Origin of the sequence: Ancylobacter tetraedralis, from assembly GCF_014195655.1 — a bacterium.
Classification (GTDB): Bacteria; Pseudomonadota; Alphaproteobacteria; order Rhizobiales; family Xanthobacteraceae; genus Ancylobacter; species Ancylobacter tetraedralis.
The window spans coordinates 13,302-25,551 of sequence record NZ_JACICD010000007.1 but is presented as its reverse complement, the minus strand read 5'-3'; the positions used below and the strand labels follow the sequence as shown (position 1 = coordinate 25,551).

The following is a 12,250-nucleotide window of genomic DNA, read 5'->3' as shown; positions in this document are numbered from 1 at the left end:
CATGACCCGGATCAGGTTCGTGGGTTGGCTCGTCGCCTCTCAGCCTTGCGGCACCCCAACGTGATCGACAGCATGGGGAATAGGCGATGCGCGACGCGCTTTCAAGGCAGCGCGTGCCGCCACACCCGAAGCGGGGGTTGCGCGCGTGCGCCGGTTCTGGTCCTTTGGCGCTCCCGTCCCGTGCCCGGAAGGCCAGACATGGTCCCCTTCTTCGTCCAGATCAAATGCCAGCTCGGCCGCTCGTATGAGGTGGCCAACGCCCTCGCCGATGCCGAGATCGCCTCGGAAATCTACTCGACCGCCGGCGAGTTCGACCTTCTGGTCAAGTTCTACGTGCCCGAGAGCACCGATATCGGCCATTTCGTGAACGAGAAGGTGCAGCAGATCGCCGGCATCCAGGACACCCGCACCATCATCACCTTCAAGGCATTCTGACCGCGCGCCCGTTCCGCGCTCAGGCGGAAGGCCCCGGCGGCGTGATGGCGGCCTCCTCCAGCCGCCGCTCGATGCCTGAACGGCGCTCGCGCCAGATGACGAACAGGCCGGCGCCGATGACGATGGCGGCGCCGAGCAGCACCAGCAGCGGCGGCACCTCGGAAAACAGCGCGAAGCCGAGCAGAAGCGACCACAGCATCGCCGAATAGGTGAAGGGCGCGACAACGGAAGCCGGCGCCCAGCGATAGCTCTCGGTCAGCAGGATCTGCGCGATGCCGCCCAGGATGCCGATGGCCAGCAGCATGATCGCCTCGCGCGGGCTCGGCACCACCCAGCCCCACGCCGCCGTGGCAAGGCCCGCGACCGCCGCCAGCGCCTGGAAATAGAACACGATCGCGGCCGTGGTCTCCGTGCCGGTGAGGCGGCGCACCTGGATCATCGCCCCGGCGGTGAAGCCGGCCGCCGCCAGCGCCATGATGGCCCCCAGCTTGTGCTCGACCGTGTCGAAATTGCCGGTGAGGTGCGGCCAGAGCATCACCACCACGCCGCACAGGCCGATCAGCACCGCGATCCAGCGATAGATCTGCACCCGCTCGCCCAGCACCAGCGCCGCGAGCACCACGGTGAGCAGCGGCGCGGTGAAGCCGATCGCCGTGGCGTCCGCCAGCGGGATGCGGGCGAGCGCCGAGAAGCTGAGGATCATCGACACCACCCCGATGGTGCCGCGCACGATATGCCCCACCGGATGGGCCGTGCGCACCGCCGCGCTGATCTCTCCGCGCCATGTCAGCATGGCCAGCAGCGGAAACAGCGCGAAAAACGAGCGCGCGAAGACCACCTCGCCGGTCGGAACATGTTCCGAGACCATGCGCACCATGGCGGACATGATGGTGAAGAGGAACGTCGCGCCGATCTGCAGCGCGATGCCCTTGAGCGCGTTCATGCGCGCCTTGGATCATGAGTCTGGCCCGCCCGCAAGCCGGCCGGGTGCTCAATTGCACGGCAGGGATCGCCCCGCGCCGCCGCCTCAGGGGAAGGGGTTGCCCCCCGCCAGCGCTATGCCGCCGAACACGGTGGCGATCGCGACGACAAGGCACCCCACCGCCCGCGCCACCGACCCCGGCGTGGCTGGGTCGCGGTCGGCGAAGGTGCCGCGCGGCTTGCGTCCGGTGATCATCGCGGCGATGAGGTTGTCGCTGCCCAGAAACGAGTGCGCCAGGTTGGCGGCGACATGCAGCCCGAGCAGTAGCAGCAGGATCGGATAGATCTGCTGGTGCCAGGCGGAGGCGCGCGCCATGGTCTCGTCGCTGACGACATTGGTCAGCGGCGCGTAGACTGCGATGTCATCGGTGGTGAACAGCCCCGTCAGCGCCTGCGCGCCGACCACCCCGAGCAGGGCGATCACCATCCACCCGCCGGCGGGATTGTGGCCGAGGAAATGCGGCGGCCGGCCCCGCAGCATCGCCACCCCATAGGACAGCACCGCCCCCGGCCCGCGCAGGAAGCGGGAGAACCGCGCCGTACTGCCGCCGACGAGTCCCCACAGCACGCGGAAGACCAGCACGACGAGAATGGCGAGGCCGTTCCACTGGTGCCAGACCAGAGCGCCATCGCCGCAGTAGCGGCTGGCAAAGGCCAGCCCCACCAGAACCGCGAGCAGCCATTTGGCGATGCGGGTCGGCAGATCCCAGGCCAGCACGGTGGCGGGCGGCGTCGTGGCCGCGCTGCGGGAGAGCGGTGCGTCCACGAGACTCAGCTCTTCTTGCGGAAACTGTCGTGGCAGGTGCCGCAGGTGCGGATCACGCCCGGAAAGATCGCCTTGAAGCTGGCCTCGTCGGTAATGGCTGCCCGCGCGGCCGTGGCATCGGCGGCGAACTTGTCGAACAGGCCGTCAAACTCCGCCTTCTTCTGCCAGATCGACGGCAGGGCCTCGGTCTCGCCCCCGCCCGAACCTTCCGGGAACAGTGGCACGAGCGCCTTGGCATTCCTGGCATAGACGTCGAGCGCGGATTGCACGGCCGCCAGGTCGAAAGGGGTGCCGCCGCGCAGCATGCCGCCGACGGGGCGGGTGGCGCGGCCGAATTCCTTCATCAGCGCCTCGCGCTGGGCGATGACGTCGGATTGGGCCATGACGGCGGTTGCGGCAAGGGCGGAAGCAAAGGCGGCAAAGACGGCAAGGCGAAGGCGCATCAAAACTCCCCACGGCATCGGGGCGATGGCCGCCCCTGCGCCACCTTGCTGGCACCTTGGAGGCGGTACAATCGGCGATGCAGCGATCTCAAACGTTTGTGAAGCGGATATTACCTTACGGAATATCGGCTGCCCTGTAGCGTACCCATGGTGGTTTCCCCGATTTGCGATACCGCCGGATGACTTAAGGTCACACGAATCCAAACCGCCCATAAGGGGAGAGACGTCACGCCATGGCTATCCGAACCGTTCTCCTTCACGCCTCCGCCGATAGCGGATTCAACGACCGGCTGAGCTTTGCGGTCGCCTTCGCCCGCCAGTTCGGGGCCTCCGTCACGGCGCTTTACACTCTTTATCCCACCGGCGTTCCGCGCGTGGGGCGCGCCCTCTCGATCTATGTCAACGAACTCGTCCGCGAGGCGAAGGAGAAGGAGGCCCCGCTCAAGGCCCGGTTCGACGAGGCGCTCGCAGCCGCCGGCGTTTCCGGCGCCTGGGAGAGGATCGAGGGCGACGTGGCGAGCGCGCTGCGCGACGCCGTGACCTTCGCCGATGTCACCGTGGTGAGCGAAACCCGCTACGGCACGGTGGATGACGAACTGGCTGCCACCCTGCCCGAGCATCTCGCCCTCGCCTCCAACGGCCCGGTGATCGTGGTGCCGACCGGCAAGCCGGTGCCCGCCCGCATCGGCAGGGTCGTGGTGGCGTGGAAGCCCTCCCGTGAGGCCGGGCATGCGGTGCGCTTCGCATTGCCGGTGCTCGCCGGTGCCGACGCGGTGGAAGTGCTGACCATCGCCGAGGGCTCGGAGAAGGCGGCCGCCTCGGGCGCGCGCCTGACGGCGTACCTCGCCTCGCATGGGGTCAAGGCCACGCATAAACACCTGTCCGAGGTGAATGCAGCCGCCGGCATCGTCGCGGAAGTCGACGCGTTCGGTGCGAATCTCCTTGTCCTCGGCGCCTATAGTCGCTCGCGCCTTGCCGAACTGGTGCTGGGTGGCGTGACCGCCTCGCTGCTGGACAATCCGCCGGTGCCGCTCCTCATCGCGCACTGACGTATCCCCCTGGATCTGCCCGGCCGGCCTCCCCCGAGGCCGGCCTTGTCATAGGTGCCCGCGAGGGAGACGGTCCGCAGCGCCTGCCCGGCAGGGGCCCGGTGTCGTGCAGATCTGGCACAACCTGCCGGAGCGTTGGATGCCGCCTCGGCGGCTGTCGCGCGATTTCGGCGGGGCCGGCGGCATCGGCGCTAGTATTCACATGCTATTCGTGTGACGCTGCACTGCAGCATCGTCATAAAACGGTGATGCGAGTCGGGCTTATCTCGCGCCTATAAACCCATCGATGAACCCTTTGCGGTCTGACGGGGAGGGCTTCCGCGGTGAACGACACGACTGAGGAGCGCCGCTATCGCTCCCTCTTTCTTTCCGATGTCCATCTCGGAACCAAGGGCTGCCAGGCCGAGCTGCTGCTCGATTTTCTGCGCTACCACGACGCCGAGACCATTTATCTGGTCGGCGACATCGTGGATGGCTGGCGCATGCGCTCCGGCTGGTACTGGCCGCAATCGCATAATGACGTGGTGCAGAAGCTGCTGCGCAAGGGCCGCAAGGGCGCGCGCATCGTCTATCTCCCCGGCAATCACGACGAATTCCTGCGCGACTATTACGGCACCCATTTCGGTGGCATCGAGGTGGTCGAGACCGCGATCCACGAGGCCGCCGATGGGCGGCGTTATCTCGTCATCCATGGCGACGTGTTCGACGTGGTGGTGCGCCACGCCAAATGGCTCGCCTTCCTGGGCGATGGCGCCTACACCGCCGCGCTGGGCGTGAACACCTATCTCAACTATATCCGCCGCAAACTCGGCTTTCCCTACTGGTCGCTCAGCCAGTGGGCGAAGATGAAGGTGAAGAACGCGGTCAACTTCATCGGCCGCTTCGAGGAAGCCGTGGCGACCGAGGCGCGTCGCCACAAGGTCGATGGCGTCATCTGCGGCCATATCCACCACGCGGTGATGCACAAGAGCTACGGCGTGGACTACGTCAATTGCGGCGACTGGGTCGAAAGCTGCACGGCCATCGTCGAGCATGCCGACGGGCGCCTCGAACTCATCGACTGGGCGCGGCAGGCGCGTGAGCGGCTGAAGACCCCGCTGCTCCTCGAAAGGCCCAAGGTGGCCGCGTGATGCGGATCCTGATCGTCACCGACGCCTGGACCCCGCAGGTCAACGGCGTCGTGCGCTCGCTGCAGAACACGGCGCGGGAAGCGCGGACGCTGGGCGCCCATATCGATTTCCTCACCCCTGGGGATTTCCGCACCGTGCCGATGCCGACCTATCCCGAGATCCGGCTCGCCCTCGCGACGCCTTCCATGGTGGGCCGCCGGATGGACGAGATCGGCGCGGATTTCGTGCACATCGCCACCGAGGGGCCGCTCGGCATCATGGCCCGGCGCATCTGCCTGAAGCGCGGGCGGGTGTTCACCACCAGCTACCACACCCGCTTTCCGGAATATCTGGCCGCCCGCGCACCCGTGCCGCAGGCGCTGTCCTATGCGTGGCTGCGCCGCTTTCACAATGCCGGCGCGGGCGTGATGATTTCCACCCCGACGCTGGATGCCGAACTGCGCGGGCGCGGCTTCCACAACATCATGCGCTGGTCGCGCGGGGTGGATGCCACGCTGTTCCGCCCGCGAGAGCGCGCGGACATGGATGCGTTGGTGCGCGACCTGCCCCGCCCGATCTTCCTGTCAGTCGGGCGCGTCGCGGTGGAAAAGAACATCGCCGCCTTCCTGGCGCTCGATCTGCCCGGCTCCAAGGTCGTGGTCGGCGAAGGCCCCGCGCGCGCCGAGCTGGAAGCGCGGTATCCGGCCGTGCATTTCGTCGGCCTGAAGCAGGGCGAGGAACTGGCGCGGGTCTATGCGGCCGCGGATGTCTTCGTGTTCCCCAGCCTTACCGACACGTTCGGCATCGTGCTGCTGGAAGCGCTGGCGAGCGGCCTGCCGGTCGCCGCCTTCCCGGTGACCGGGCCGATGGATGTGATCGGCGACGCGCCGGCCGACGCGCCGGTCGGTGTGCTGGACAACGACCTGCGACGTGCCGCGCTCGCCGCAGTGGATCTCGATCGCGGTACCGCGCGCGCCTATGCCCAGCGCTATAGCTGGCGCGCCTGCACGGAGCAGTTCCTCACCAATATCGAGACCGCGCAGGCGCGCTCGCAGCCGCCCCGGCAAGCGGCCGGCTGACGGCTGCGATCATCGTCTGCGCCGGTCTCAGGCGATGCCGAGGCAGCGCGCGAACACACGGGCGTCGACATTGCCGCCCGACAGCACGATGGCGCCCACCTTGTCCTTGAGGTCGAGCTTGCCCGCGAGCACGGCGGCCAGCGCGACCGCCCCGCCCGGTTCCACCACGATCTTCAGTTCCTCGAACGCGAAGGCGACCGCGCGCGCCACTTCCTCATCGGTGGCCGAGACCCCCTCGCCCACCATGCGCGAGGTGATCTCGAAGGTCAGCTTGCCCGGCGTCGCCGCCAGCAGCGCATCGCAGATCGAGCCGGACACCTGGTTGTTGCGCTCGCGCCCGCCGGAGCGGAACGAACGGGCATGGTCGTCGAAGCCGGCCGGCTCCGCCGTCATCACCCGCGCTTCCGGGAAGCGGTCCTTCACCGCCAGCGCGATGCCCGAAACGAGCCCGCCACCCGAGGCATTGGCAACCACGATATCGGGGGCGAGGCCAAGCGCGGCGAGGTCCTGGGCGATTTCCAGTCCGACCGTGCCCTGCCCGGCAATGATGTAGAAATCGTCATAGGGCGGCACGAACACCGCGCCGCGCTCGCGCGCTATGGCGCCGGCAATGGCGTCGCGGTCATCCGTCTCGCGGTCATACTCGACCACCTCACCGCCAAAGGCGATGGTGCGGGCGCGCTTCACCGCCGGCGCGTCCTTCGGCATCACGATCACCGAGCGCATGCCCATCAGCGTCGCGGCCGCCGCGACGCCCTGCGCGTGATTGCCGGAGGAACAGGCCACCACGCCCCCGGCGCGCTGGTCCGGCGGAATGCGCGAGATGCGGTTATAGGCGCCGCGAAACTTGAAGGATCCTGTGCGCTGCAGCGGCTCCGGCTTCAGGAACACCCGCCCGCCCGTCAGTTCGTTGAGCTTGGCAGAGGTGATCAGCGGCGTGCGTACCGCCACGGGGGCCAGCCGCTCGGCGGCGGAGGCGATGTCGTCGATGGTCGGGAGAGCGTTGGTCTGCATCATTGGCAAACTCTAGTGCGGCCGCGCGCGGCGCGCATCCATTATCCGATGGGGGCGGCTTTAGCCGTGAATCGGCAGGCCTGCCGCCCCTGTCATGCTTGCGCCGTCGCCTTCCGGCAACCTAAATTCCGACTTTGGTTCGGTTGGAGACGCCATGTCGGGACGCACGCGCAGCCTGGATCGCAACGGCATGGAAGCCGGAGCGCAGGCCATTACCGGACAGCTCGGCCGCACCATCCAGCGGCTGCGCAAAGCCTATAATCTCTCGCTGTCCGAGCTTTCCGAACAGTCGGGCGTGGCGAAGTCGATCATCAGCCAGATCGAGCGCAACGAGACCAATCCGACGCTGGCCACCGTCTGGCGCCTGTCGCAGGCGCTCGACATGTCGATCGACCGCTTCATGTCGGCGACCGATGACGAGCCCTTCGTCGAGCACCTCACCCGCGCCGACACGCCGATCCTGCTCTCGGAGGATGGCAAGTGCCGCCTCACCATTACCGGCTGGATCAAGACGGTGGAATGGCTGCAATGGTTCGACTTCCTCGCCGAACCCGGCGGCGAGCTGATTTCCGATGGCCATCAGCGCGGCTCGGTGGAATGCCTGTCCGTGCTGTCCGGCGAGTTGCAGGTGGAATGCGGCGACGTGACCGAGACCGCCCGCGCCGGTGAAACTCTGCGCTACCGCTGCGACCGGCGCCATGTCATCCGCAATCTCGGCAGTACCCCGGCGCACGCGACCATGGTGTGCCTGTTGAAGGCGGCCGTGCTGGACTGAGGTCCCTCGCCTCCCCGCGCCCATAAAGAAGGCGCCCCGCGAGGGGCGCCTTGGGTGGGGTCGTTTGGTTTGTCGGGGGATGGCCGCGCCCGGCGGCCATCCGCTCAGTGCGAAGAGCCGGCCACGCGCGCCCGCTCCCGCCGGCGTTCGCCGAAGCCGGCGATCCAGCGGCTCACCACGTAGAAGGTGGGCGTGAAGAGCAGGCCGAAAATGGTCACGCCGATCATGCCGGAGAACACCGCCGTGCCCAGCGCCTGGCGCAGTTCCGAACCCGCTCCCGTCGCCCGCACCAGCGGCACCACGCCGAGGATGAAGGCGAACGAGGTCATGATGATCGGCCGCAGGCGAAGCTGCGCGGCATGCGTCGCCGCCATGAAGCGGTTCTCGCCGCGATCCTCCAGCTGCTTGGCGAATTCCACGATCAGGATCGCGTTCTTCGCCGCCAGGCCGATCAGCACGATGAAGCCGACCTGACTGAGGATGTTGTTGTCCTGCCCTCGCAACAGAATGCCGGCCACGGCGGCGATCAGGCACATCGGCACGATGAGAATGACCGCCAGCGGCAGGGTCAGGCTCTCATATTGAGCCGCCAGCACGAGGAACACGAACACCACGCCGAGCGCGAAGGCGAAGATCGCCGTGTTGCCCGCGCGCTGCTGCTGGAAGGCCAGCGTCGTCCACTCGAAGGAGAAGCCGTCGGGCAGCGTCTCGGCGGCGATGTTCTGCATGAGCTGGATGGCCTGCCCCTGCGAGATGCCGTTGACGTCGCCGTCGAGTTCCGCCGCCGGGTAGAGATTGTAGCGCGGCACGCGGTAGGGCCCGGAAATGTCGTTCACCTTGGTGAAGGACCCGAGCGGCACGGTCTCGCCCTTGTCGTTCTTCACCCGCAGCCGCAGCAGGTCCTCCGAGGTCAGGCGATAGGGCGCGTCGGCCTGTGCCTGCACGCGGTAGGTGCGGCCGAACAGGTTGAAGTCGTTGACATAGGACGAGCCGATATAGGTCTGAAGCGTCGAGAACACGTCGGCGATGTTGACGCCGAGCAGCTGCGCCTTGGTGCGGTCGATGTCGAGGAAGAGCTGCGGCGTCGAGGTCTCGAACAGCGAGTAGACCTGTTTGAGCCCCGGCGTCTGCGCGGCGCGTCCCATCATGGCATAGACCGCGCCCTGCAGCGCTTCATAGCCGCGCCCGCCGCGATCCTCGATCATCATGCGGTAGCCGCCGGCATTGCCGATGCCGTTCACCGGCGGCGGCATGACGACGATCATGAAGGCTTCCTCGATCGAGGCCAGCTTGCCGAACAGCGCCCCCTGGATCGCCGGGGCCGACTGACCGGGATGCAGCGCCCGTTCATCCGCCGGACCGAGGATGACGAACATCGCGCCGGCATTGGGCGCGTTGGTGAAGGTGGCGCCGGAGAAGCCGACAATGTTCACCACATGCGCCACGCCCGGCTGGGCGAGCGCGATCTTGGCCGCCCGCGTCATCACCTCGTTGGTGCGCGCCAGCGCCGCGCCGCCGGGCAACTGCGCCGCGACAATCAGGTAGCCGCGATCCTGCGCCGGGATGAAGCCCTGCGGGGTCTCGGTGAACAGCTTGAAGCCGCCGGCAAGGATGGCGGCATAAACCAGCAGCACGATGACGGCAAAGCGCACCAGCTTGCCGGTGAGCCAGCCATAGCCGCGCGAGACGGCGTCGAAGCCCTTGTTGAAATAGTGGAAGAAGCCGGTGATCGGCCGCAGGAACCAGGCCGGCTTGTGCTCCGGCCCCTTGTGCGGCTTGAGCAGCAGCGCGCACATCGCGGGCGAGAGGGTGAGCGAGACCAGCAGCGAGATCAGCGTCGAACCGGCGATGGTCAGCGCGAACTGGCGGTAGAACTGGCCGGATATGCCGGTAATGAATGCCGAGGGGATGAACACCGAGGCGAGCACCAGCGAAATCGCCACCAGCGCGCCGCCCACCTCGTCCATCGTCTTGTAGGCGGCATCCCGTGGCGAGAGACCGGTCGAGATATTGTGCTCGACGCTTTCCACCACCACGATGGCGTCGTCCACCACGATGCCGATGGCCAGCACGAGGCCGAACAGCGAGAGGTTGTTCAGCGAGAAGCCGAACAGGCTCATGATGAAGAAGGTGCCGATCAGCGAGACCGGGATCGCGAGGATGGGAATGATCGCCGCGCGCCAGCTCTGCAGGAACAGGATCACCACGATCACGACCAGAATGATCGCCTCGAGGATCGTGTGCTCCACCGCGCGCACCGATTCCGCGATGAACTGCGTGGGATTATACGCGGTGGAATAGGCGACGCCCGCCGGGAAGCTCTTGGCGATGTCCCGTATCGCCGCCTCGATCGCCTGCCCCGTGGCCAGCGCGTTCGAGCCCGGCAGCTGGAAGATGCCCAGCGCTACGGAGGGCTTGGAGTCGAAATAGGAGATCGAGGAATTGTCCTGTGCCTCGATGTCGATGCGCGCCACGTCGCGCAGCCGCACCACGGCGTTGCTGTCCTGGCGCACGACGACATTGCCGAACTCCTCGGGCGTGGACAGGCGTCCGAGCGTGCGCACCGCGACCTGGAAGGCGAGCTGCTTTTCCACGGGTGGCGCGTTCAGCACGCCGGAGGCGACCTGCAGGTTCTGCGCCTGCAGCGCGGCGGTGACGTCGGTGGCGGTGAGGTTCAGCGCCTGCAGCTTCAGCGGATCGAGCCACACCTGCATGGCGTAGTCGCGCGAGCCGAACACGGTGATCGAGCCGACGCCGGGAACGCGCTGGAGCTGATCCTTGATCTGCAGGTTGGCGTAGTTGGAAATGAACAGCGAGTCGCGCGAATCGTCGGGCGAGAACAGGCTGACGACCATCAGGATGTCGGGCGACGACTTCGTCACCGTGACGCCGATCTGCTGCACTTCCTGCGGCAGGCGCGGCGTGGCGGTGGCGACGCGGTTCTGCACCTGAACCTGCGCGATATCGAGGTCGGTGCCGATGTCGAAGGTCACGGCGATGGAGAAGCGCCCGTCGGCCGTGGAGTTGGAGGAGATGTAGAGCATCCCTTCCACGCCGTTGATCTGCTGCTCGATGGGCGAGACGACCGTGTCGGCCACCGTCTCGGCGCTGGCGCCGGGATACTGGCCGCTGACATTGACCACCGGCGGGGCGATGTCGGGATATTGCGCGACGGGCAGCGCGAAGAACGCGACGCCGCCCAGGATCATCACCACGATGGACACGACCGAGGCGAAGATCGGTCGGTCGATGAAGAAGTGCGAGAATTTCATGGCCGAAGCTCCCGCGTTCAGTTGGCGGGCTTGGCGGCGGCGGGGGCAGCCGCAGCGGCCGCTGCCGGCTGATCGGGCTTGCCGATCACCTTGGCGCCCGGGCGGATGCGCATCAGGCCGTTGACCACGATGAGATCATCCTTGCTGATGCCACTCACGATGACCCGCTGGCCGTCATAGACGCGGCCGAGGGTGACGTATTTCATCTGCGGCACCTGCGGCTCGTCGCCGGGCTGCATCACGTAGACGAATTTGCGCGTCTGCTCGGTGCCGATGGCGACATCCGGCACCAGCACCGCCTCATGCGGCGCCGAGGACGGCACCTGGATGCGGCCGAACATGCCCGGCGTGAACACGCCGTCCGGGTTGGCGAACTGCGCGCGGCCGCGGATCGTGCCGGTGGTCTCGCTGATCTGGTTGTCGACGAAGTTCAGCGCGCCCTCATGCGGGAAGCCCTTCTCGTCGATCAGTCCGAGCCGCACCGGGATCGCCTTGCTGGCATCGCCCATGGCCTTCGCCATGCGCTGGTAGCGCAGGTAGGACGCCTCGTCATAGGTGAACTCGAAATAGATCGGATCCAGCGAGGCGATGGTGGCGAGCAGCGTGTTGGTGTTGGCGCCGCCGGCACCACCGGTGACGAGATTGCCGACGGAGACCTTGCGATCACCGATGCGCCCGGTCACGGGCGAGCGCAGGTCGGTGAACTCGACATCGAGCTGGGCGGCGTGCACCGCCGCCTCCGCGGCCGTCACGCTGGCGCGGGCGGTGCGCTCGGTCTGCAGCCGCTGGTCGTAGGCCTGCTTGGAGATGGCGTTGGAGGTCTTGTCGTCGATCAGCGTCTGGGCGCGCTGCAGGTCGGACTGGGCGAAGTCGAGATCGGCCTGCGCCTTCTGCAGATTGGCCTGCGCCTGGTCGAGCGCCACCTGGAAGGGCCGCTTGTCGATGGTGAACAGCAGGTCGCCCTGCTTCACCAGCTGGCCGTCCGTGAAATTGATGCTCTGAAGATAGCCCGAAACGCGCGCATAGACCTGGACGAAGTCGATGGCCGCGAAGCGGCCGACATACTCGTCATAGTCGGTGATCTCGCGGGTAGAGGGCTTGGCCACGGTGACCGGCACAGCCTGCGGCGCCGGCTGCGCCGCCTTCTGTTCGGAACACCCCGCCAGCGCCAGGGCACCAAGCGCGAAAGCAACGAAGGAAAAACGCGGCAACGCGCCTGACATGCGACCATCTCCGAGACAGCGAGGTAAAACTCCGGTCCCGCTCCGAAGTCGTGCGCCGCGTCCCGATCCGCCACGGAAACGACTGGCGATGACCGATTAGCAAA

At 67.1% G+C, this 12,250-nt stretch carries 11 protein-coding genes; 5 read left to right on the top strand and 6 right to left on the bottom strand.

Annotated elements, in window-relative coordinates; all coding sequences use genetic code 11:
* Positions 1-198: 198 nt before the first annotated feature.
* Positions 199-435 (top strand): Lrp/AsnC ligand binding domain-containing protein, encoded by a 237-nt coding sequence (locus tag FHS55_RS17090; protein WP_183191002.1) that lies wholly within the window; start codon positions 199-201, stop codon positions 433-435.
* Between the two features lie 19 nt (positions 436-454).
* Here the strand turns inward: FHS55_RS17090 and FHS55_RS17085 are convergent, their stop codons facing one another.
* From FHS55_RS17085 to FHS55_RS17075, 3 genes are all read right to left on the bottom strand, one after another.
* On the bottom strand, positions 455-1,378 hold the full coding sequence (locus FHS55_RS17085; RefSeq protein ID WP_183191001.1) for a DMT family transporter: 924 nt from the start codon (positions 1,376-1,378) through the stop codon (positions 455-457).
* Between the two features lie 84 nt (positions 1,379-1,462).
* Complete coding sequence (locus FHS55_RS17080) at positions 1,463-2,182, bottom strand: cytochrome b/b6 domain-containing protein (protein WP_183191000.1); 720 nt, start codon at positions 2,180-2,182, stop codon at positions 1,463-1,465.
* 5 nt (positions 2,183-2,187) lie between these two features.
* Entirely contained in the window at positions 2,188-2,625 is a 438-nt protein-coding gene (locus FHS55_RS17075) for a c-type cytochrome (RefSeq protein WP_183190999.1), read from the bottom strand.
* A 233-nt stretch (positions 2,626-2,858) separates the two neighbouring features.
* Here FHS55_RS17075 and FHS55_RS17070 point away from each other — a divergent pair, with 233 nt between their 5' ends.
* The 3 genes from FHS55_RS17070 (at position 2,859) to FHS55_RS17060 (ending at position 5,862) form a co-directional block, all read left to right on the top strand.
* Positions 2,859-3,674, top strand: a complete 816-nt coding sequence (locus FHS55_RS17070) for a universal stress protein (protein WP_183190998.1) — start codon at positions 2,859-2,861, stop codon at positions 3,672-3,674.
* A 323-nt stretch (positions 3,675-3,997) separates the two neighbouring features.
* A complete protein-coding gene (locus FHS55_RS17065; RefSeq protein ID WP_183190997.1) occupies positions 3,998-4,804 on the top strand; it encodes a metallophosphoesterase in 807 nt (268 codons plus the stop codon).
* Positions 4,804-5,862: a glycosyltransferase family 4 protein gene (locus FHS55_RS17060; RefSeq protein ID WP_183190996.1), complete on the top strand. Its 1,059-nt coding sequence runs from the start codon at positions 4,804-4,806 to the stop codon at positions 5,860-5,862. The genes FHS55_RS17065 and FHS55_RS17060 overlap by 1 nt, the downstream gene beginning before the upstream one ends.
* A gap of 27 nt (positions 5,863-5,889) precedes the next feature.
* On the opposite strand, the gene FHS55_RS17055 is transcribed toward FHS55_RS17060, so the two are convergent.
* Positions 5,890-6,879, bottom strand: coding sequence for a threonine ammonia-lyase (locus tag FHS55_RS17055; RefSeq protein WP_183190995.1), 990 nt, complete (start codon positions 6,877-6,879; stop codon positions 5,890-5,892).
* Positions 6,880-7,030: 151 nt separating this feature from the next.
* On the opposite strand from FHS55_RS17055, the gene FHS55_RS17050 reads away from it, so the two are divergent.
* Complete coding sequence (locus tag FHS55_RS17050) at positions 7,031-7,651, top strand: helix-turn-helix domain-containing protein (protein ID WP_183190994.1); 621 nt, start codon at positions 7,031-7,033, stop codon at positions 7,649-7,651.
* Positions 7,652-7,755: 104 nt separating this feature from the next.
* Here FHS55_RS17050 and FHS55_RS17045 read toward each other — a convergent pair whose 3' ends face one another.
* Together FHS55_RS17045 and FHS55_RS17040 are read right to left on the bottom strand one after the other, a co-directional pair.
* A complete protein-coding gene (locus FHS55_RS17045; RefSeq protein ID WP_183190993.1) occupies positions 7,756-10,923 on the bottom strand; it encodes an efflux RND transporter permease subunit in 3,168 nt (1,055 codons plus the stop codon).
* Positions 10,924-10,940: 17 nt separating this feature from the next.
* A complete protein-coding gene (locus FHS55_RS17040) occupies positions 10,941-12,146 on the bottom strand; it encodes an efflux RND transporter periplasmic adaptor subunit (RefSeq protein WP_183190992.1) in 1,206 nt (401 codons plus the stop codon).
* Positions 12,147-12,250: the final 104 nt, after the last annotated feature.